Source organism: Duganella sp. GW821-FHT01E12 (assembly GCF_059422325.1).
The window spans coordinates 122,904-142,412 of record NZ_JBWKWR010000005.1 but is presented as its reverse complement, the minus strand read 5'-3'; the positions used below and the strand labels follow the sequence as shown (position 1 = coordinate 142,412).

Annotated in this window: 21 protein-coding genes and 1 tRNA gene; 9 read left to right on the top strand and 13 right to left on the bottom strand. The window is 63.8% G+C overall.

What is annotated here, in order from left to right:
• Window positions 1-681, bottom strand: a complete 681-nt coding sequence (locus AC07WS_RS16380) for a gluconate 2-dehydrogenase subunit 3 family protein (RefSeq protein WP_494730110.1) — start codon at window positions 679-681, stop codon at window positions 1-3.
• A 252-nt stretch (window positions 682-933) separates the two neighbouring features.
• On the opposite strand from AC07WS_RS16380, the gene AC07WS_RS16375 reads away from it, so the two are divergent.
• Complete coding sequence (locus tag AC07WS_RS16375) at window positions 934-2,523, top strand: methyl-accepting chemotaxis protein (RefSeq protein WP_494730109.1); 1,590 nt, start codon at window positions 934-936, stop codon at window positions 2,521-2,523.
• Between the two features lie 15 nt (window positions 2,524-2,538).
• Here AC07WS_RS16375 and AC07WS_RS16370 read toward each other — a convergent pair.
• Window positions 2,539-2,615: transfer RNA gene (locus tag AC07WS_RS16370), tRNA-Pro, on the bottom strand.
• 206 nt (window positions 2,616-2,821) lie between these two features.
• Here AC07WS_RS16370 and AC07WS_RS16365 point away from each other — a divergent pair.
• Both AC07WS_RS16365 and arsC read left to right on the top strand, forming a co-directional pair.
• A complete protein-coding gene (locus tag AC07WS_RS16365) occupies window positions 2,822-5,158 on the top strand; it encodes a TonB-dependent receptor (RefSeq protein WP_494730108.1) in 2,337 nt (778 codons plus the stop codon).
• A 41-nt stretch (window positions 5,159-5,199) separates the two neighbouring features.
• Window positions 5,200-5,547, top strand: coding sequence for an arsenate reductase (glutaredoxin) (gene arsC / locus AC07WS_RS16360; protein ID WP_494730107.1), 348 nt, complete (start codon window positions 5,200-5,202; stop codon window positions 5,545-5,547).
• 76 nt (window positions 5,548-5,623) lie between these two features.
• Here the strand turns inward: arsC and ispB are convergent, their stop codons facing one another.
• Window positions 5,624-6,613: an octaprenyl diphosphate synthase gene (ispB, locus tag AC07WS_RS16355; RefSeq protein WP_494730106.1), complete on the bottom strand. Its 990-nt coding sequence runs from the start codon at window positions 6,611-6,613 to the stop codon at window positions 5,624-5,626.
• Between the two features lie 272 nt (window positions 6,614-6,885).
• On the opposite strand from ispB, the gene rplU reads away from it, so the two are divergent.
• The 4 genes from rplU (at window position 6,886) to proB (ending at window position 10,016) form a co-directional block, all read left to right on the top strand.
• The gene (gene rplU, locus AC07WS_RS16350; RefSeq protein ID WP_008445658.1) at window positions 6,886-7,197 is read left to right on the top strand and encodes a 50S ribosomal protein L21; all 312 of its coding nucleotides are present in this window, start codon (window positions 6,886-6,888) and stop codon (window positions 7,195-7,197) included.
• Between the two features lie 39 nt (window positions 7,198-7,236).
• Window positions 7,237-7,494: a 50S ribosomal protein L27 gene (rpmA, locus tag AC07WS_RS16345; protein WP_008445659.1), complete on the top strand. Its 258-nt coding sequence runs from the start codon at window positions 7,237-7,239 to the stop codon at window positions 7,492-7,494.
• A 112-nt stretch (window positions 7,495-7,606) separates the two neighbouring features.
• Window positions 7,607-8,716, top strand: coding sequence for a GTPase ObgE (obgE, locus tag AC07WS_RS16340; protein ID WP_161092578.1), 1,110 nt, complete (start codon window positions 7,607-7,609; stop codon window positions 8,714-8,716).
• Between the two features lie 181 nt (window positions 8,717-8,897).
• Window positions 8,898-10,016: a glutamate 5-kinase gene (gene proB, locus AC07WS_RS16335; protein WP_494730105.1), complete on the top strand. Its 1,119-nt coding sequence runs from the start codon at window positions 8,898-8,900 to the stop codon at window positions 10,014-10,016.
• A 99-nt stretch (window positions 10,017-10,115) separates the two neighbouring features.
• On the opposite strand, the gene nth is transcribed toward proB, so the two are convergent.
• The 7 genes from nth to fdxA form a co-directional block, all read right to left on the bottom strand.
• On the bottom strand, window positions 10,116-10,763 hold the full coding sequence (gene nth, locus AC07WS_RS16330) for an endonuclease III (RefSeq protein WP_494730104.1): 648 nt from the start codon (window positions 10,761-10,763) through the stop codon (window positions 10,116-10,118).
• The gene (rsxB, locus tag AC07WS_RS16325; protein ID WP_494730103.1) at window positions 10,760-11,443 is read right to left on the bottom strand and encodes an electron transport complex subunit RsxB; all 684 of its coding nucleotides are present in this window, start codon (window positions 11,441-11,443) and stop codon (window positions 10,760-10,762) included. The genes nth and rsxB overlap by 4 nt, the downstream gene beginning before the upstream one ends.
• Window positions 11,444-11,508: 65 nt before the next feature.
• Window positions 11,509-13,272, bottom strand: coding sequence for a chloride channel protein (locus tag AC07WS_RS16320; protein ID WP_494730102.1), 1,764 nt, complete (start codon window positions 13,270-13,272; stop codon window positions 11,509-11,511).
• A complete protein-coding gene (locus AC07WS_RS16315) occupies window positions 13,262-13,690 on the bottom strand; it encodes a MarR family winged helix-turn-helix transcriptional regulator (protein ID WP_494730101.1) in 429 nt (142 codons plus the stop codon). The genes AC07WS_RS16320 and AC07WS_RS16315 overlap by 11 nt, the downstream gene beginning before the upstream one ends.
• A gap of 116 nt (window positions 13,691-13,806) precedes the next feature.
• Window positions 13,807-15,042, bottom strand: a complete 1,236-nt coding sequence (locus tag AC07WS_RS16310) for a polyhydroxyalkanoate depolymerase (RefSeq protein WP_494730100.1) — start codon at window positions 15,040-15,042, stop codon at window positions 13,807-13,809.
• A gap of 217 nt (window positions 15,043-15,259) precedes the next feature.
• Window positions 15,260-16,327 carry an NAD(P)/FAD-dependent oxidoreductase gene (locus tag AC07WS_RS16305; protein WP_494730099.1) on the bottom strand — a complete coding sequence of 356 codons (1,068 nt, stop codon included), beginning with the start codon at window positions 16,325-16,327 and terminating at the stop codon, window positions 15,260-15,262.
• Between the two features lie 111 nt (window positions 16,328-16,438).
• A complete protein-coding gene (gene fdxA / locus AC07WS_RS16300; RefSeq protein WP_494730098.1) occupies window positions 16,439-16,762 on the bottom strand; it encodes a ferredoxin FdxA in 324 nt (107 codons plus the stop codon).
• A 263-nt stretch (window positions 16,763-17,025) separates the two neighbouring features.
• On the opposite strand from fdxA, the gene AC07WS_RS16295 reads away from it, so the two are divergent.
• Complete coding sequence (locus AC07WS_RS16295; protein ID WP_494730097.1) at window positions 17,026-17,307, top strand: polyhydroxyalkanoic acid system family protein; 282 nt, start codon at window positions 17,026-17,028, stop codon at window positions 17,305-17,307.
• A gap of 27 nt (window positions 17,308-17,334) precedes the next feature.
• On the opposite strand, the gene AC07WS_RS16290 is transcribed toward AC07WS_RS16295, so the two are convergent.
• Both AC07WS_RS16290 and AC07WS_RS16285 read right to left on the bottom strand, forming a co-directional pair.
• The gene (locus tag AC07WS_RS16290) at window positions 17,335-17,586 is read right to left on the bottom strand and encodes an acyl-CoA-binding protein (protein WP_494730096.1); all 252 of its coding nucleotides are present in this window, start codon (window positions 17,584-17,586) and stop codon (window positions 17,335-17,337) included.
• Between the two features lie 184 nt (window positions 17,587-17,770).
• Window positions 17,771-18,058 carry an HU family DNA-binding protein gene (locus AC07WS_RS16285; protein WP_008445676.1) on the bottom strand — a complete coding sequence of 96 codons (288 nt, stop codon included), beginning with the start codon at window positions 18,056-18,058 and terminating at the stop codon, window positions 17,771-17,773.
• Between the two features lie 204 nt (window positions 18,059-18,262).
• On the opposite strand from AC07WS_RS16285, the gene AC07WS_RS16280 reads away from it, so the two are divergent.
• Window positions 18,263-19,021 (top strand): hypothetical protein, encoded by a 759-nt coding sequence (locus AC07WS_RS16280; protein ID WP_494730095.1) that lies wholly within the window; start codon window positions 18,263-18,265, stop codon window positions 19,019-19,021.
• 10 nt (window positions 19,022-19,031) lie between these two features.
• Here the strand turns inward: AC07WS_RS16280 and AC07WS_RS16275 are convergent, their stop codons facing one another.
• Window positions 19,032-19,388, bottom strand: coding sequence for an FKBP-type peptidyl-prolyl cis-trans isomerase (locus AC07WS_RS16275; RefSeq protein ID WP_494730094.1), 357 nt, complete (start codon window positions 19,386-19,388; stop codon window positions 19,032-19,034).
• Window positions 19,389-19,509: the final 121 nt, after the last annotated feature.

Genomic DNA, 19,509 nt, shown 5'->3' with positions numbered 1-19,509 from the left:
TCAGCTCAAGTCGGCGATGCTGGCCGGCTCGGGCCGGTACGGTTTGTTGGAGAACTTGACGATGTTGACCTTGTTCGCCGTGTTGACGCCCGGGTAGCCGACCATCTTCCAGCCCAGCTTGTTCTTGTTGCCGCCGTAAATGGGATCGGCAAACATCGCTTCGTAAAACATTTGCAGCAGTTGCGCGAAATAGGTGGCGGCCGGCACGCCGTTGGGCAGTTCGATCTTGCCGCCTTGCAGACCCTTGAGTACGGCTTCCTTGGCATCGGCAGGCAGCCGGTCGAACGGTTTGTTGTAGGTCGCGGCGCAGTAGCTGGCCAGGCCCTCGGAGCCGGTGCGGAACAGCTGCGCCGGCGTCATGCCCAGCTGGTAGCCCTGGTTGGCGGTGCCGTTCTTGAACGGTCCCTGCAGGTAAAGGCGGTCGCCCTGGCCCCAGTTGCCGCCCAGCGCGCGGTCGTAAAAGATGTTCAGGCCCATGTCTACGCCGTTCGGCGTCAAGGGATCGGCCGGGCACATGTGATTGACCAGCGCTTCGACAAAGGCTTGCTCGTCCGGGCGTAGCCACAGGTAGCCGGGCGGCGTCTCGACCGCCGCCGCAGCCGACGCCGAAGCCGGGCTGGCTGCGGCGGCGGGCAAAGGCAGGGTGGCGGCGGTGACTGCGCCGGCCAGGGAACGTAACAAAAAGTCACGACGAGGTGACTGATCGCTGGTGTCGCTCATGGTGTGGCGTCCGTTCGTGAAATTCTGAAAGACTCATATCCTACGGTATAAATTTCTGCCTGGACACTATATTTTCCATCTAATTTGTTTCAACGCTGAAATAATATATCTACCAAAAGTATATTGCCATCCGGAAATATTGAGCGTATTCTCCCGCTTTACCGCTGTGCACGGCTGGCCACTGCCCCACCTTCTTCTTCAGGATGTACCCACATGGTTTTCATGAAAAACGCCAATATCGGTAAGAAAATTACCATCGTCTTCGGCATCGTGCTGGTCGTTTCCAGTCTGACGACGGGCGTTGGCCTGTGGCAGTTGAGCAAGATGCGCGCGTCGACCAAGGAATTGCTGGAGATGTCGCTGGCCAAGGAGCGCCTGGTCAGCGACTGGTACCGCATCATCTTTGCCGGCGCGCGCCGCACGCTGGCCATCGCCAAGAGCAGCGACAACGCGCTGGTGGACTTCTTCGCCGCCGATTCGGCCCAGGGCACCAAGGACGCGGGTGAAACGCTGAAGAAGGTTGGCGTGTTGCTGACCTCGGAGAAGGAGACCGCGCTGCTCAAGGGCATCAGCGACGCGCGCGACACCTACAATGTGTACAAGGCCAGCGTCACCAAGGCCAAGGCCGCCAACGATGATGAGACCGCCAGCGGCGTGCTGACAAGCAAGTTCATGCCCGCGGCGGATGTCTACCAGCAGCGCCTGCGCGACCTGGTGGCCTTCGAGCGCGAGCAGATCGACCAGAGCGCGAAAGACATCGACGCCGCCGCCACCATGAGCTTCAGCCTGCAACTGGCGCTGACCGTGTTCCTGTCGCTGCTGGTGGTGGTGTGCGGCGCTGCGCTCAAGAGCAGCATCGTCGGCCCGCTGCACTACGCGATCAGCGTGGCGCGCCGCGTGGCCAAGGGCGATCTGACGGCCGATGTCACCGTCGATTCACGCGACGAGGCAGGCCAGTTGCTGCAGGCCTTGAGCGAAATGAACGCCTCGCTGCGCGGCCTCATCACGGAAGTCATACAAAGCGCCGACACGATCAACAGCGCCTCCGGCGAGATCGCCCAGGGCAATGCCGACCTGTCCACCCGCACCGAATCGCAGGCCGCCAGCATCGAGGAGACGGCCAGTTCGATGGAAGAGCTGACCGCCACCGTGGCCCACAACGCCGACAACGCCGGCCAGGCCAACAAGCTGGCGCTGGGCGCCACCACGTTGGCGACCAAGGGCGGCACCGTCGTCAGTCAAGCGGTCGCGACGATGGCGGAGATCAAGCAGGGTTCGCAACGCATTTCGGAAATCACGGCCATCATCGACGGCATCGCTTTCCAGACCAACATCCTGGCGCTGAACGCGGCGGTGGAGGCGGCGCGCGCCGGCGAGCAGGGCCGGGGCTTTGCGGTGGTCGCATCCGAGGTGCGCAACCTGGCCCAGCGCTCGGCGGCGGCGGCCAAGGAAATCAGCGTGTTGATCAGTGATTCGGTCGAGAAGGTCAACACCGGCAGCAAGCTGGTCGACGACGCCGGCGAAACCATGACCGACATCGTCAAGTCGATCAAGGAAGTGGCGCAGATCATGACCGAAATTACGGCCGCCACGCGCGAGCAGACTACCGGTCTAAGCAGTATCAACCAGGTCATTGCCGAGATGGACAACTCGACCCGCATGAACGCGGCCATGGTCGAGGAGGCGTCCGCCGCCGCGATGAGCATGCAGGACGAGGCCACTCGCTTGAGCAAGGCCGTCAGCGCGTTCCGCACCACCGGCCGCCCTGGGCACGGCGGAAGTCGCCAGTTGGCCTTGCGCTGAACAATCGTAAGGGCCTGGTCGGGGTGAGAGGATTCGAACCTCCGGCCTCTGCGTCCCGAACGCAGCGCTCTACCAGGCTGAGCCACACCCCGATTACATCCTAATTACATCAGGATTTTGCGGTTTTTTCAACTGCCGCTTCCCCGCCTGACCTCCCAATGTGTGACTAAATGCCAACGCCCGCCCCGGGAATGGCAGGTTTCTTGCTTTGCAAAAAGATCAAGATGATTAATATGGTTAAATATACCAATACGCATTAATTTGGGGCGGCGCCCTCACTGACAAGGGAAGGTCTGGCATGAAAACACGGCAAAAATTGATGTGCAGCGCGGTCGCTGCGGCGATGGTGGCGATGGCTGGCCCGGCTTGGGCGCAAACCAAGCCGTCCGACGAGATCGAAGTGGTCAAGGTGACGGCGCAGAAGCGCAAGGAAGATCCGGCCAAGGTGGCGATGAGCATCACCGCCGTCACCGGCACCCAGCTGCAGGCCGAACACGTCAACGACTTCACCGACCTGACCCGCGTGGTGCCCAACATCTCCTTCACCGCCGCCAGCGGCAACGGCGGCGCCGGTCCCGGCACCGAGAACATCGAGATCCGCGGCATCAGCTCGACGGCCGGCGCGGCCACCGTCGGCATCTACCTGGGCGATGTCTCCATCACGGTCGGCAACGTCTACACCATGGGCACGGTGGAGCCCAAGTTCTTCGACATCGACCGCGTCGAGGTGCTGCGCGGCCCGCAGGCCACGTTGTACGGCGCCAGTTCGATGGGCGGCACCATCAAGTTCGTGCCGAACGAGCCGGACTTGAAGGAGCGCGAGTTCACCACCTATGGCGAGCTGTCCAACACCAAGGGCGGCAGCGGCAACTACGCGGCCAATATGGTGGCCAACTTCCCGCTGATCAAGGACGAGCTGGCGCTGCGCATCGGCGTGCAGGCCCAGCACACGGGCGGCTACATCAACCAGGTCGACGGCGACGGCAATGTGCTGGCCCACGACATCAACAAGCTCAGCGACCAGGAGCTGCGCGTGGCGTTGAAGTGGAAGCCGATCCGCTCGGTGACCGTCACGCCGTCGGTCTACTACCAGAAGGTGGACGCCAAGGACATCGCGGCCTTCAACCTGGACCGGCCTTACTACCAGGCGCAGAAGCAGGTGCGCGAGCCGTCCAAGGATACGCTGCTCACGCCCAGCGTGACCGTCAACTGGGACATGGGCACGATGGACCTGACCTCGGCCACCAGCTACTTCGAGCGCAAGTTCGACCGCACGCAGAACGGCTCGGCCTACAACAGCTATTCGCTGTCGACCTTCCTGACCTCGACCGATGACGGCGGCAAGGCGCCGCCCGAACTGATCGCGGCCATCGCCGGCCTGCCGTCGGCGGTCTACCTGAACAACCAGGTGCGCCAGGTGTCGCAGGAGTTCCGTCTCGCCTCGCATCCCTACGACGCGAACGTGTCGCCGTGGACCTGGCTGGCCGGCACCTACTTCTCCAACCAGCATACCAACATCATCGAGAACGATCCGATCTTCGGCGTGACCGACACCTTCAAGAGCTTCGGCTTCGACATCGCCGATCCGGACCTGCTGCCGGGCGCGCGCCCCGGCCAGTTCCCGAACGATAACTCGTTCGCCGGCGCCTTCCACTTCCGTGAGAAGCAGAGCTCGGTCTTCGGCGAGGCCAACTACTACTTCACGCCGACCGTGCACGCCACCGTGGGCGCGCGCTACCTGAAGGCCGACTCGACGCTGGACCAGCGCAACGGCAACTACCTGGCCGGCGCCGGCAACAACAGCAGCGCGGCCTCGTCGTCGAAGGCGTTCACGCCGAAGTACGCGCTGACGTGGGAAGTCAATCCGACCAACACGGTCTACACCAGTGTGGCCAAGGGCTTCCGCCTGGGCGGCAACAACATCTATGTGCCGCCCACCACCTGCGCGCAGGATCTGGCGGCGAACGGCCTGAGCAAGGGACCGGATTCGTATTCGGCCGACAGCCTGTGGAGCTACGAGGTGGGCAGCAAGTCGCGCTTCCTCAACAACCGCGTGTCGGTCAACGCCGACGTGTTCTACGTGAAGTGGAAGAACATCCAGCAGGGCGTGTACCTGCCGACCTGCGCCTACACCTACAACGCCAACGCGGGCGACGCCACCAGCAAGGGCTTCGAGTTCGACATCAAGGCCAAGCCGGTTTCCGGCCTGACGCTGACCGCCTCGGCCGGCTATGTGAAGGCCGAGCTGTCGAACGACGAGGGCTCGCGCAACGGCGTGGTGGGCGCGGTGGCCGGCGCGCAGGTGCAGGGCGTGCCGAAATATAACGCGGCCATCAATGCGACCTACAACTTCGCGGCCTTCGGCGACAAGAGCGCCTACGTGATGGGCGGCATGCAGTGGGTGGGCGCCAGCAAGGGTTCGCTCAATCCCGACCAGACCGACTACAACCGTCCGGCCTACCACAGCACCGACTTCAGCGCCGGCATGTCCTTCGACCGCTACAACGTCAGCGTGTTCGTCAAGAACGCCTTCGACACGGACACTGTGATCCAGCATCCGCAGGTGGCGTCCATTGTGCAGGGCTACCGGCTGGCGCCGCGCAGCATAGGCGTGAGCGTGGCGGCGAAGTTTTAAGCGATAATGCTGCCTTTGAATTGACACGCAAAGGCAGCATCATGAGCATCACGATTTATCACAACAACGCCTGCGGCACCTCGCGCAAGACGCTGGAGGCGATACGCGCCACCGGCGTCGAGCCGGAGATCGTCGACTACGTCAAGAACCCGCCGTCGCGCGAGGCCTTGAAGGCGATGATCGCCAAGGCCGGCCTGACCGCGCGCGCCGCGATGCGCGACAAGGGCGACTTGTATGAGGAGCTCGGCCTGGCCGACGCCTCGCTGTCGGACGACGCGCTGCTGGACGCGATGATGGCCCATCCCATCCTGATCAACCGCCCGTTCGTGGTGACCGACAAGGGCGTGCGCCTGTGCCGTCCGTCCGAGCTGGTGCTGGAACTGTTGTAATGATGCGTGCGATGCCGGACGGCTGGGATTTGACGTCCGGCGCAAACAACAACGGCGCCCGAGGCGCCGTTGTCGTTTAGTGCGTGCGGTTGACCGAGAAGTGGGCCAGCTGCAGCAGCGATTCCTTGTAGACGCTGTCGGGCAGGTCGGCGATCGCGGCGGCGGCGCGTTCGGCCGCCGTCACGGCCTGCTGGCGCGTGTAGTCCAGCGCGCCGCTGGTGGTGATCGCGGCCAGGATGGTGTCGAAGTGCTGCTCGTCGCCCTGTTCGATGCAGCTGCGCACCAGCTCGCGCTGTTCCGGCGTGCCGTTTTCCATCAGGTAGATCAGCGGCAAGGTCGGCTTGCCTTCGCGCAGGTCGTCGCCGACGTTCTTGCCGATCTCGTTGGCGTCGCCGGCGTAGTCCAGCACGTCGTCGATCAGCTGGAAGGCCGTGCCCAGCGAGCGGCCGTATTCGCCGGCCGCCTCGATCTGCGTGTCGTTGCAACCGGAGATCAGCGCACCCAGCTCGGCCGCCGCTTCGAACAGCTTGGCGGTCTTGGAGCGGATCACCTGCAGATAGCGTTCCTGGCTCACGTCCGGATCGTGCATGTTCAGCAGCTGCAGCACTTCGCCCTCGGCGATGACGTTGGTGGCGTCGGACAGGATCTGCATCACGCGCATATTGTTCAGGCCGACCATCATCTGGAAGGCGCGCGAGTACAGGAAGTCGCCCACCAGCACCGAGGCGGCGTTGCCGAACAGGGCGTTGGCGGTGGCGCGGCCGCGGCGCAGCGACGATTCGTCGACCACGTCGTCGTGCAGCAGGGTTGCGGTGTGGATGAATTCCACCACCGCAGCCAGCTCGTGGTGCGCGGCGCCCTGGTAGGAATAAGCGTTGGCCACCAGCAGGACCAGCACCGGCCGGATGCGTTTGCCGCCGGCGCTGATGATGTATTCAGCAATCTGATTGACGAGGCTGACCTCGGAATGCAGTTTCTGGCGGATCACCGTGTTGACCGCGTCCATGTCGGCGGCGATCGTGTGGGCGATGTTGTTTTGAGTGGCGTTTTGGGTAGCGGCAGACAAGGCGAACCTGTGCGGTAGACTATTGGTGCCGCGATTATACGTCATGCCCCCGCCGACAGGGGCATAGACCCCTGTTCCAGGCAACATGTTTGCCAAATATGTAACGCGAAGACGGCCGCAAAATTGTCGACATACCACGCCCGCCGGCATTTGTGAATAGTTTTTGACGCGAAATCCCATCCCATGTATAATCAGCGGTTCCCCGGTTTCCATGCATGCAGTTGTGCCGGCGCCGGACGGAATTTTCTTAACATTTGATGAGGTTTCAAATCATGTACGCGGTCATAAAAACCGGTGGCAAACAATACAAAGTTGTCGCTGGCGAAAAACTTAAAGTAGAACAGATACCGGCAGACATTGGTTCCGAACTCACCATCGATCAGGTCCTCGCCGTTGGCGAAGGCGAGAGCATCAAATTTGGTGCTCCTCTGGTTGAGGGTGCAAAGGTACTGGTTACTGTTGTGGCACACGGTCGTCACGATAAAGTGAAGATTTTCAAGATGCGTCGTCGTAAGCACTACCAGAAGCATCAAGGCCATCGCCAAAATTACACCGAAATCCAAATCGTATCGATCAACGGCTAATCGCCGTTTGCCCGAGAATTAGTATCCAAGGAGTCTTAAATGGCACACAAAAAAGGCGGCGGCACAACGCGAAACGGTCGTGACTCAGAATCAAAACGCCTGGGCGTTAAGGTTTATGGCGGTCAATCGATCAATGCTGGTGGCATCATCATTCGTCAACGCGGCACGCCAGTGCGCGCCGGCGAAGGTGTTGGCATGGGCAAAGACCACACCCTGTTCGCTCTGGTGGACGGCAAGGTCAAGTTCGTAGTCAAGGGCGAAGGTTCGAAGCAATTCGTGACCGTCGTTCCAGCGTAAATAACGCTACCGGCCTGGTGCGCTAGCCGCACGGGCTGTTTTGTAAGGCGCAAGCCTTCAATCGAAAGGCTCTGCCCACGGTAGAGCCTTTTTAGTTTTATGGCGGTACATCATGAAGTTTATCGACGAAGCAAAAATTGAAGTAATCGGTGGTGACGGCGGCAATGGTTGCGCCTCCTTTTGCCGCGAAAAATTCCGCCCGTTCGGCGGCCCTGACGGCGGCGACGGCGGCAAGGGTGGCTCGATCTGGGCCGTAGCGGACCGTAACATCAACACCTTGGTCGATTTCCGCTTCTCCAAGATGCACCGCGGTAAAGACGGCGAGCCAGGCCGCGGCGCCGATTGCTACGGCAAGGGCGCGGACGACATCCACCTGCGCATGCCGGTCGGCACGCTGATCATCGACGACGCCTCCGGCGAAATCCTGGCCGATCTGACCGAGCACGGCCAGATGGAACTGCTGGCCAAGGGCGGCGAGGGCGGCTGGGGCAACATCCACTTCAAGACCTCGACCAACCGCGCCCCGCGTCAAAAGACCGAAGGCAAGGAAGGCGAACGCCGCGAGATCCGCCTGGAACTGAAGGTGCTGGCCGACGTCGGCCTGCTGGGCATGCCGAACGCCGGCAAGTCGACCTTTATTTCGGCCGTGTCGAACGCGCGCCCGAAGATCGCCGACTACCCGTTCACAACGCTGCACCCCAACCTGGGCGTGGTCCGCGTGTCGCACGAGAAGAGCTTTGTGATCGCCGACATTCCCGGCTTGATCGAAGGCGCTTCCGAAGGCGCCGGCCTGGGCCACCAGTTCCTGCGCCATCTGCAGCGCACCGGCCTGCTGCTGCACATCGTCGACCTGGCGCCGTTCGAGACCAACGTCGATCCGGTCAAGGAAGCCAAGGCCCTGGTCAACGAACTGAAGAAGTACGACGAGGCGCTGGTGGACAAGCCGCGCTGGCTGGTGTTGAACAAGCTGGACATGGTGCCGGAAGAAGAGCGCGTCAAGCGCGTCAAGGACTTCGTCAAGAAGTTCGGCTTCAAGGGCCCGGTGTTCGAGATCTCCGCGCTGAGCCACGACGGCACGCAGGAGCTGGTCAACGCCATCCAGAAGCACCTGGAAGCGAAGCGCCACAGCGAGCAGCGCGCGGAAGAAACCCAGATGACGGAAGAGGCGCGCGGCATCTCGTCCATCGATCCGGACGATCCCCGTTTCAAGATCCTCGACTAATCCTCGACGTATCCTCTGCATTACCGGCATAATCTGTTATCAGCTGATTATGCCTTTCCATCTCGGCGCCCGTCCCGTCACCTCGGGGCGGCGACCGTTATCGGCAAAGCCGGGCAAACCGCCCGCCAAATCACAGCATTGAACCTTCTTTCATCCGCTTGTTTTGAGAATTGTCGTCCCCATGAATTCTGTCATCCAAAAAGCCACCCGCATCATCATCAAGGTCGGCTCGTCGCTGGTCACCAACGACGGACGCGGGCTGGATCACGCCGCCATCGCGCGCTGGGCCGCGCAGATCGCCGCCTTGCGCGCCCTGGGCAAGGAAGTGGTGCTGGTGTCGTCCGGCGCCATCGCCGAGGGCATGCTGCGGCTGGGCTTTGAGCAGCGTCCCACCGACATCCACGAATTGCAGGCCTGCGCGGCGGTCGGCCAGATGGGCCTGGCGCAGATCTACGAGACCAGCTTCCGCGCGCACCAGCTGGGCACGGCGCAAGTGCTGCTGACCCACGCCGACCTGGCCGACCGCGAACGCTACCTGAACGCGCGCTCGACGCTGACCACCTTGCTGCGCCTGGGCGTGGTACCGATCATCAACGAGAACGACACCGTCGTCACCGACGAGATCAAGTTCGGCGACAACGACACGCTGGGCGCGCTGGTGGCCAACCTGATCGAGGCCGACGCGCTGATCATCCTGACCGACCAGCAAGGCCTGTACAGCGCCGATCCGCGCAAGGACCCGTCGGCCGTGCTGATCCAGCAGGGCCGCGCCGGCGACCTGGCGCTGGAGGCGATGGCCGGCGGCGCCGGCAGCAGCTTGGGGCGCGGCGGCATGCTGACCAAGATCCTGGCCGCCAAGCGCGCCGCCAAGTCGGGCGCACACACGGTGATCGCCTACGGCCGCGAGCACGACGTGCTGGAGCGTCTGGCCGGCGGCGAGGCCATCGGCACGGAGCTGGCCGCGCAGACCGGCCACCTGACGGCGCGCAAGCAGTGGATGGCCGATCATCTGCACACGGCGGGCCAGGTGGTGCTGGACGCGGGCGCGGTGCAGAAGCTGAGCAAGGAAGGCAAGTCGCTGCTGCCGATCGGCGTGGTGGGGGTGAAGGGCGAGTTCGGGCGCGGCGCGGTGATCACCTGCGTCGGCGCGGACGGCGCGCCGGTGGCGCGTGGGCTGTCGAACTACACCAGCGCCGAAACGCGCCGCATCATGCGCAAGCCGTCGAGCGAGATCGAAGCCATCCTCGGCTTCGTCGAAGGCCAGGAGCTGATCCACCGCGACAACCTGGTGCTGGTCTAAATAAAATTGGGGTCAAGTCTGACATTCGGACACGAGCTCTGCCGTAGTGCGCGCGCTACGGCAGAGCTCGTGTCCGAATGTCAGACTTGACCCCACCTTTTAGAGGCCGTCGGGGGCGGGGGTTTTGCTGCGGTAGTCGCACAGGTCTTGCTGCATGCAGTTCCAGCATTCGGGCTTGCGCGCCTTGCAGGTGTAGCGGCCGTGCAGGATCAGCCAGTGGTGGGCGTCCTGCAGAAATTCCTTCGGCACGAACTTCAGCAGCTTCTGTTCGACGATGTCGACGTTCTTGCCCGGCGCCAGGCCGGTGCGGTTGGCAACGCGGAAGATGTGCGTGTCCACCGCCATCGTCGGCTCGCCGAAGGCGGTGTTCATCACCACGTTGGCGGTCTTGCGGCCCACGCCCGGCAGGGCCTCCAGCGACTCGCGGTCGCGCGGCACCTCGCCGCCATGCAGCTCCACCAGCATCCTGCACGTCGCGATGACGTTCTTGGCCTTGGTCTTGTACAGGCCGATGGTCTGGATGTAGGTCTTCAGTTCCTCTTCACCCAGGTCCAGTATCGCCTGCGGCGTGTTGGCCACCGGGTACAGCTTGCGCGTGGCCTTGTTGACGCCGACGTCGGTGGCCTGCGCCGACAACAGCACGGCGATCAGCAGTTCAAACGGCGTCGTGTATTCCAGTTCGGTTTCAGGCTTGGGATTGGCTGCGCGGAAGCGCACGAACATTTCGTAGCGTTTGGCTTGATTCATTGTTGTTTGTCTTGTTCCTTTTTCAGGCGCGCCCGCTCCATCGCGGCGGCGATGATGGCGCGCTTGCGTTCCTTCTCCGCCTCGCCGGCGGCGTCGGCCGGATCGAGCGCGTGCACCGCCGCCATCTTGGCCACCGCCTTGGCGGCCAGGCGGGCGTCGTTCTCGTCGCGCTCGCGCCGCAGACGCATGGCGCGGAAGTCGTGCCGTTCGCGCGCGGCGTCGGCGTCGGCCTGGCGCCAGGCGTCCCAGCCGGTGGTCTCGGTGACCGGGTACATGACGATGCAGTCGACCGGGCAGGGGTTGACGCACAGGTCGCAGCCGGTGCACAGCTCGGGCACCACCGTGTGCATCAGCTTGGCCGCGCCGACGATGGCGTCCACCGGGCAGGCCTGGATGCACAGCGTGCAGCCGATGCACAGCGCTTCGTCGATGTAGGCCACCGCGCGCGGCCGCTCCAGGCCGTTGACGGGGTTGAGCGGGATGACCGGGTAGCCGGTGACCGCCGACAGCCTGGCGATGCCTTCCGCGCCGCCGGGCGGGCACTGGTTGATGCCGGCCTGGCCGGCGGCGATCGCTTCGGCGTACGGACGGCAGCCGTCATAGCCGCACTTGGTGCACTGCGTTTGCGGCAGGACGTTTTCGATGCGGTCGGCGAGGGTGAGGGGGGCGGTGGGCTGCACGGCGAAACTCGTTGCGTTAAAACGCCATTATCCGATATCTGCGCCGCCCGGCGCCAAAAAACCTTTTATTCGGCGCGTGTTTTCGGCGGCCACATGCGGCGCACGGTCTGCCGTTCCAATTCTTCGGCGTGCAGGCTCAGCGCCGGCTTGATCAAGTCGCTGCGGCTGACGACGCCGATCAGCCGGCGCGTGTGCGCGTCGCTGACCACCGGCAGCCGTTCCAGCTGGTGCACGGCCAGCCGGGTCGCCAGCGCGCGGCAGGTTTCGTCGGCCAGCGCGAAGATCGGCACGTTGACGCCGAACAGCTCGCCCACGGTGACGGCGCCGGCTGCCCGCTCGCTGCCGAGCGCGGCGCGGTCCAGCATGCCGAGCAGCGCGCCGTCGCGCGTGACCGGGAAGGCGCGGTGGCGCTGCGCCGCGCCGAAGTGGCTGTGCAGCACCTCGGCGACCGGGCGCTGCGCGTCGATGCTGTCGGGTGCGGACGTCATCACCTCGGCCACGCTGTGGCGCTCCATCGGATCGATGCCGTATTCGCGGTAGATGTGGTGGCCGCGGCGGGCGATCTTTTCGGTCAGGATGGAGCGGTGCATGGTGATCACCGTGAAGGCGTAGGCCACGGTGGACGCGGCCAGCACCGGCAGCACGGCGTTGATGTCGTGCGTGAGCTCGAAGGCGAACACCACCGCCATCACCGGCGCGCGCATCATGCCGCCCAGCGTGGCGGCCATGAACACCAGCGGCCACACGGCCGGCGCGTGGCCGGGCAGGTAGGGGCCGAGCAGCGCGCCCAGGCCGGCGCCCAGCATCAGCAGCGGCGCCAGCACGCCGCCGGAGGTGCCCGATCCCAGCGCCAGCAGCCAGATCACGGCCTTGACCAGCAGCAGCGCGGCGATGGCGCTGGCGGCCAGGTGGTTGTTGAGCAGGTCGCCGATGACGTCGTAGCCGACGCCCAGCGCGCGCGGCTGCAAATAGCCGCCGATGCCGACCGCCAGCCCGCCCAGCGCGGGCCACCACATCCAGTGCAGCGGCAGCTTGTGGAAGCCGTCCTCGACGCGGTACAGCGCGCTCGACAGCAGCCAGGCCAGCGCGCCGCACAGCACGCCGGCGATCAGGCAGGACAGCAGCGCCGACGGCGGCAGCTCCGGGGTCTGCAGCGGGAACAGCGGGCCGCTGTCGAGCAGCAGCGGGCGCAGGAAGCCGGCCACCGCGCAGGCCACGGCCACCGGCGCCAGGCTGCGCGGACGCAGTTCGAACAGCAGCAGCTCCAGCGCCAGCAGCAGCGCGGCGATGGGCGTGCCGAAGATGGCCGTCATGCCGGCCACGGCGCCGGCCACCAGCAGGGCCTTGCGCTCGGCGCCGCTGAGGTGGAAGTGCTGGGCGATCAGCGAGCCGAGCGCGCCGCCGGTCATGATGATCGGGCCCTCGGCGCCGAACGGGCCGCCGCTGCCGATGGCGATGCCGGACGCCAGCGGCTTGAGCACGGCCACCTTGGGCGACATGCTGCTGTTCTTGAACAGGATCGCTTCGATCGCTTCCGGGATGCCGTGGCCGCGGATCTGTTCGGACCCGTAGCGCGCGATCAGGCCGATCACCAGGCCGCCCAGCACCGGCACCGCGATCACCCAGGCGCCCAGCGTGTGCGCGGCCGGCGAGACCGCCACGGTCGAGAGCCGCTGGTAGAAGAACAGGTTGGTGAAGAAGCTGATCGCGTGCAGCAGCAGGTCGGCGGTCAGCGTGCTGAGCGCGCCGACCACGGCGGCGATGGCGGCGATCAGCACCAGCCGGGCGTTGCCGTCGAAGTCGCGGCGCTTGTCGTAGTTATTCTGCATGATCGTCCCGGTCCAGTTTGGGGATGGTGAACACGCCGTCGAGCGACAGCAGTTCGGCGCGGTGCAGCTCGGCCAGCTGGCCGAGCATGGCCTCGCCGTCCGGCAGCAAATGGACTTCGACCCGGCGGCGGTCGGTGTCGCTGATTCGCCGCTCGACCAGCCCGCCGGCCTCGCAGCGCGACACCAGCGCCACCACGCCGTGCGGCTTGGCCTGCAGCCGCTCGGCGAGCTCGCCCACGGTGGCCCAGTCGCGGCCGGGATAGCCCTTCAGGTGCAGCAGCAGCAGGTATTGCAGCGGCGTGATGCCCTTGGCCTGCACCACGTCCTCGGAGAAGCGCTCGAAGCGCCGCATCTGGTAGCGGAATTCGGACAGGGCGGCGAAGTCGGCCTTGTCGAGGGGCGGGTGGCGTGCGGGCATGGCGTTGGCGCCGAGTTGGCGCTGGGTTCGAAAGCGCCAAATATATCACGCCATGATGTAAATTGTCCGGACAAAAAAAATCCCCGCGCGGGCGGGGATGGGTTCGAGTGCCGGCCTTAGCCGTGTTTTTTGATGAACTCGGTGATCTTCGGGCACACCACTTCGCGCCAGCGGCGGCCGGAGAAGATGCCGTAGTGGCCGGCCTGCGGCGCCACGAAGTCCTGTTGCATGTCGGCCGGGATGCCGCTGCACAGGTCGTGCGCGGCCTGGGTCTGGCCGGCGCCGGAGATGTCGTCCAGCTCGCCCTCGACGGTGAACAGCGCCACCGTGGTGATGTCCTGCGGACGCACCGGCTTGCCGCCGACCGTCCACGTGCCCTTGGGCAGCGCGAAGTCCTGGAACACGGTCTTGATGGTGTCCAGGTAGTACTCGGCCGGCATGTCCAGCACGGCATTGTATTCGTCGTAGAACTTGCGGTGGCTGTCGGCCGGCTCGTCGTCGCCCTCGACCAGGTGCATGTAGAACTCGCGGTGGCTCTGCGCGTGGCGGCCCGGGTTCATGGCGATGAATCCGGCGTGCTGCAGGAAGCCCGGATACACCTTGCGGCCGAAGCCCGGATAGTTGGGCGGCACCGAGTAGATCACGGTGTTTTCAAACCACGAGAATTTCTTTTCGGTGGCCAGGTTGTTGACCTGCGTCGGCGAGCGGCGCGGGTCGATCGGGCCGCCCATCATGGTCATGGTCTTGGGCAGCTTCGGATCCTTGGCGGTGGCCATCAGCGAGATCGCGGCCAGCACCGGCACGGTCGGCTGGCAGACCGAAATCACGTGCACGTCCGGGCCCAGCAGGCGGATGAAGTCCTGCACGTAGAAAATGTAGTCGTCCAGGTGGAACGCGCCTTCCGACATCGGCACCATGCGGGCGTCGGTCCAGTCGGTGATGTAGACGTCGTGGTCGTGCAACAGGCCGCGCACGGTGTCGCGCAGCAGCGTCGAATGGTGGCCCGACAGCGGCGCCACCAGCAGCACGGTCGGCTGTTTGAGCGCCTTGATCTTCTTGTCGTCCAGGTCTTTCTTGAAGTGGATCAGGCGGCAGAAGGGCTTGTGCGACACCACCTGCTCGATGATGCCGACCGTTTCACCCTTGACTTCGGTGCTGTCGATTTCAAACGCAGGCTTCTCGTAATCCTTGCCCAGCCGGTACATCAACTCGTAACCGGCGGCGATGCGTTGTGAAAACGGCGTGTGTGCCAGCGGCGACACCGGATTGGTGAACATCTTGGACGACGCGTCTGCCCATTGCATCAGCGGGGTCAGGAACGAGCGTTGCATTTCGTGCAGGTGGTAGAGCATATGTATTCCTGGGATCAAGAGCTTGGTGCGATGCACCAATACCATACATCATAAGCCAAATTATAGAATATTTGTTCGTGACGTAAAGCATTCCAAAATACTGCCGGGCAAGCCTACGTAGTATCCACAATGTTGGCATGGTCAAATAATAATACCGCCGGGCCAAAAAAAAAGCAGCGTTTCCGCTGCTTTCGTGTAGGACAACTGCTAGCAATGCTTAGTCGAAGACCGGGGTTTCGACGCCCAGCACCTTGTGCAGCTTCGGCGAGGTGGTGGTGTATTGCATGTGGATCTTCTTGTCCGGGAAGATGTACGGCGCGGCGCCGAAGGCGGCCAGCGCGGCTTCGTGGAAGCCCGACAGGATCAGCTTTTTCTTGCCCGGATAGGTGTTGATGTCGCCCACCGCGAAGATGCCCGGCACGTTGGTCTCGAACTTCTCGGTGTTTTGCACTTTCAGCTGGCGGCGTTCGATGTCCAGGCCCCATTCGGCGATCGGGCCGAGCTTCGGCGACAGGCCGAAGAACACCAGCAGCATGTCCAGCGGCACGCGGCGGGTGACGCCGTCGGCGCCGGTTACTTTCAGCTGCGACAGCTTGCCGTCGTCGCCGGCTTCGTAGCCGGTGGCCTGGCCGATGATCAGCTGCATCTCGTATTCATCGCACAAGGCTTTCATCTTGGCGACCGACGCCGGCGCGGCGCGGAAGTCTTCGCGGCGGTGCAGCAATACGACCGATTCGGCCTTGCCGACGAAGTTCAGCGCCCAGTCCAGCGCGGAGTCGCCGCCGCCGCAGATGACCAGGTTCTTGCCTTCGAACAGGGAAGGGTCCTTGACCTTGTAGTGCAGCTGCGTGCCTTCGAACACTTCGATGCCGTCCACCTTCAGCGTGCGCGCCTGGAACGAGCCGACGCCGGCCGCGATGAAGATGGTCTTGGTGATGAACTGGGTGCCGGTGCTGGTTTCGACGTCGAAGCGGCCGTCGTCGCGGCGCGCGACGCGGGTCACTTCCTGGCCCAGGTGGAAGGTCGGCTCGAACGGCTCGATCTGCTTGAGCAGGTTGTCGGTCAGCTCCTGGCCGGTGCACGAGGGCACGGCGGGGATGTCGTAGATCGGCTTGTCGGGATACAGTTCCACGCACTGTCCGCCCACCGCGCCCAGCGAATCGATCACGTGGGCTTTGATTTCCAGCAGGCCGAGTTCGAAGACCTGGAACAGGCCGACCGGGCCGGCGCCGATGATGACGGCATCGGCTTCGATGACGCCAGGAGGAGTGACAGTGCTATTCATACGTGGTTTCCTGTTATTTCGATAATGGTTAGGCAACACTGGGCTGCGCGGCGGCTGTTGCCAGCGTCCGCGGAAGGCGCTGCCCTGGGCTGCCTGGCCAGACGCGCGGTCTTAGCGTACCAGCAGGTGCAGCTTTTCCTTGACGTCCTTGAACTGCTCCGCTTCCGGCAGGGGCGGAATGGTCTTGGTGATCGACGGCCAGTGGCGGGCCAGGTCGACGTTGATCTTGATGAATTGCTGCTGGTCGCCCGGCACGTCTTCCTCGGCGAAAATCGCGTTGACCGGGCATTCGGCCACGCACACGGCGCAATCGATGCACTCGTCGGGATCGATGGCGAGGAAGTTCGGGCCTTGGCGGAAACAATCTACCGGGCAAACATCGACGCAGTCCGTGTAGCGGCAGCTGATGCAAGATTCGGTGACAACGTGAGTCATAACAGTCCTATCAATGTTGGTGTGCAGCGGCGTCGGCGGCGGTGGGATGGCCCGGCTAACCTCAGCAAAGCACTGTATTTTAAGGTAATTCGCTATTTCTCACAAACTGCGCTTATATACAATACCTATAAGCAAATGCGTTCCGGGAGCATGGGAGGGAAGAGATCGACAGCAATTTGATGTCGAACAAGTTTCGGCCGGCGCTGGCGCGGCCGCGGCGCAACTGGCATCATGTCGCCTTCTTAATTGACCGAGGATGCCGGATGGCTGACATCAACATCGTCCAGGCGCACCACCTGGCGCCTGAGCAGGCCCGCGCGGCCGCCCAACAAGTGGCCGACAAGCTGGCCGAACAATTCGAACTGGAATGCGCCTGGGACGGCGATGTGTTGCGCTTCGAGCGCAGCGGCGTCAGCGGATCGCTGAGCCTGATGCCCGACCAGGCCAGGCTGCATATCGCGCTGGGCTTCCTGTTCAGCGCCTTCTCGTCGCAGATCGAGGCCAAGGTGGCCGACAAGATGCGCCGGGTGTTCTCCGCCGCATAAAAAAACCCGGCTCAGGCCGGGTTCTGCTTATTTGAGACCTTCGATCAGGTCGATGTACTGCTGCTTGGCCTCGTCCAGCGAGGTGCCTTTCAGGGCGGCCCAAGCGTCGAACTTGGCGCGGCCGACGAAGTCGGTCATGCCGGGACGGTCGCCGCTGGCGTCGCCCGCCGAACCCTGCTTGAACAGCGCGTAGATCTTCAGCAGCGTCATGTTGTCCGGGCGCTCAGGCAGGTTCTTGGAATCGAGCTGGGCTTGCGCGAATTGCTCTTCTAAACTCATCACTTCTCCTCGGTAGGTATGGGGTACGCGCCATCATACCCGCAGCCGCGGCCAAAACCGCTAGAGGGTCTCCTCAAAAACAGAACGGCGGACAGGCCGGTCGCAAGACCTGGCATGTGCCGCCGTTTCCGGTGCCCTCGCGGGCACTGACACTGCGGCGCGAACGCCGCATGCTAGCCTGCGCTTACTTCTTCTTCGTCGGGTTGACTGCCGACTTCAGGGTCGCGCCAGCCGAGAATTTTGGAGTTTTCGACGCGGCGATCTTGATCGCTTCGCCGGTTGCAGGATTGCGGCCTTTACGGGCAGCGCGTTTCGCTACGGAGAAGGTGCCGAAGCCGGTGATGCCTACCGTGTCGCCTTTTTTCAGACGCTCGGTGATGATGGCGATCAGAGTATTCACTGCACCGTTGGCGGCAGCAGCGGACACTTCAGTGCGTTTCGCAAATTCTGCAATCAATTCGCCTTTTTTCATTACTACCTCCTTGGTTATTAGAGCGCGCAGATTAGCATAAATATTGTCAAATGTAATGGTTTCTGTACGAAGTAGCCCTTGCAGTAGCTGCCGCGCCACGCTGCAGTGCAATAAAACCCCCGTGTTTACTGGCCTTACGCGGTGCGCGCGGCGCCGCATCGCGCTGCAAAAAGGTTTATGATGGAACGATCCAGGACGGGAATCATGACCTTTTCAGACGAGACACTGATTGCTTACGCCGACGGCGATCTGGACGACGCCACCCGCCGCGCCGTTGAATCGGCCATGCGCCGCGACAGCAGCATCGGCCGCCGCGTGGCGCGCCTGCGCGCCGCGCGCGACGAGCGCTACGCGGACCAGGCGCCGCATCCGCGCCACGCCAACGTGGTGCAGCTGGCGGCCGTGCGCGCGCAACGCGCCGCGCAGCAGCTGGCCGCGCGCAAGGCCGCCAAGCGCCAGTGGGGCTGGCTGGAATGGAGCGCGCTGGGGCTGGTCATGGTGCTGGGACTGGCGGCCGGCAAGTTCGGGCTGGCGCGCTGGCAGCCGGGCTGGTTCGGTGAACCGGCCGCCGCGCCCACCACCGTCTTCAGCCGCAACGGCATGCTGATCGCGCAGGGCCGGCTGGACCATGCCTTGACCATGCAGATGGGCGGCGCCGCGCCCTCCGAGGGCGATGTGCGGGTGGGCTTGAGTTTTCTGTCGAACGAGGGCGGCTATTGCCGCAGCTTTACGCTGGTGGGCCTGAGCCAGGATCTGGTTGGGATTGCCTGCCGCAGCAGCGATGAATGGCGGATACCGGTGTTGGTGCAGAATGCGCGGCCGTTGCCGGCGCCGGCCAGCTACCGGATGGCCGGCAGCGAGATGCCGACGGCGCTGCTGGAAGCGATCGACCAGCGCATCGTCGGCGGCATGCTCGACACGCGAGCGGAGTTGGAGGCTTTACGCCGCAACTGGCAGCGCTAGCGGGCGGGGATTAAACGCCCAGCAGTTCCACGTCAAAAATCAGGGTGGCGTTCGGCGGGATCACGCCGCCGGCGCCGCGCGAACCGTAGCCCAGGTCGGCCGGGATGATCAGCTGGCGCACGCCGCCGACCTTCATGCCTTGCACGCCTTCGTCCCAGCCGCGGATGACCATGCCGGCGCCCAGCGCGAATTCGAATGGATCGTTGCGGTCTTTGCTGGAGTCGAACTTCGGACCCTTGGTGCCGTCGTCGTTGCGCAGCCAGCCGGTGTAGTGCACGGTGACGTTCTGGCCGGCTTTGGCGACGTCGCCTTCGCCCACGGTCAGTTCGATGTATTGCAGGCCGGAGTCGGTGGTGATGGTGGACATGATTTTCCTTCTATGTGAACGTTAAAGACAATCGCGAATTGTAGCAGGGCGTCCGCGACCAGGAATAATTGCGGCTTTTGTCTCGTCACGGCGCAGTTTGCACGTAAAATAAACGTTTTGG

Bases quoted from the DNA above. Each gene is read 5' to 3' on its own strand.
- obgE (WP_161092578.1), top strand. From the start codon at position 7,607: ATGAAGTTTATCGACGAAGCAAAAATTGAAGTAATCGGTGGTGACGGC.
- fdxA (WP_494730098.1), bottom strand. From the start codon at position 16,762: ATGACTCACGTTGTCACCGAATCTTGCATCAGCTGCCGCTACACGGAC.
- AC07WS_RS16320 (WP_494730102.1), bottom strand. From the start codon at position 13,272: ATGCAGAATAACTACGACAAGCGCCGCGACTTCGACGGCAACGCCCGG.
- AC07WS_RS16310 (WP_494730100.1), bottom strand. From the start codon at position 15,042: ATGCTCTACCACCTGCACGAAATGCAACGCTCGTTCCTGACCCCGCTG.
- nth (WP_494730104.1), bottom strand. From the start codon at position 10,763: ATGAATCAAGCCAAACGCTACGAAATGTTCGTGCGCTTCCGCGCAGCC.
- AC07WS_RS16365 (WP_494730108.1), top strand. From the start codon at position 2,822: ATGAAAACACGGCAAAAATTGATGTGCAGCGCGGTCGCTGCGGCGATG.
- AC07WS_RS16315 (WP_494730101.1), bottom strand. From the start codon at position 13,690: ATGCCCGCACGCCACCCGCCCCTCGACAAGGCCGACTTCGCCGCCCTG.
- AC07WS_RS16375 (WP_494730109.1), top strand. From the start codon at position 934: ATGGTTTTCATGAAAAACGCCAATATCGGTAAGAAAATTACCATCGTC.
- AC07WS_RS16280 (WP_494730095.1), top strand. From the start codon at position 18,263: ATGACCTTTTCAGACGAGACACTGATTGCTTACGCCGACGGCGATCTG.
- AC07WS_RS16290 (WP_494730096.1), bottom strand. From the start codon at position 17,586: ATGAGTTTAGAAGAGCAATTCGCGCAAGCCCAGCTCGATTCCAAGAAC.
- rplU (WP_008445658.1), top strand. From the start codon at position 6,886: ATGTACGCGGTCATAAAAACCGGTGGCAAACAATACAAAGTTGTCGCT.
- proB (WP_494730105.1), top strand. From the start codon at position 8,898: ATGAATTCTGTCATCCAAAAAGCCACCCGCATCATCATCAAGGTCGGC.
- AC07WS_RS16285 (WP_008445676.1), bottom strand. From the start codon at position 18,058: ATGAAAAAAGGCGAATTGATTGCAGAATTTGCGAAACGCACTGAAGTG.
- AC07WS_RS16295 (WP_494730097.1), top strand. From the start codon at position 17,026: ATGGCTGACATCAACATCGTCCAGGCGCACCACCTGGCGCCTGAGCAG.
- arsC (WP_494730107.1), top strand. From the start codon at position 5,200: ATGAGCATCACGATTTATCACAACAACGCCTGCGGCACCTCGCGCAAG.
- rpmA (WP_008445659.1), top strand. From the start codon at position 7,237: ATGGCACACAAAAAAGGCGGCGGCACAACGCGAAACGGTCGTGACTCA.
- AC07WS_RS16275 (WP_494730094.1), bottom strand. From the start codon at position 19,388: ATGTCCACCATCACCACCGACTCCGGCCTGCAATACATCGAACTGACC.
- AC07WS_RS16305 (WP_494730099.1), bottom strand. From the start codon at position 16,327: ATGAATAGCACTGTCACTCCTCCTGGCGTCATCGAAGCCGATGCCGTC.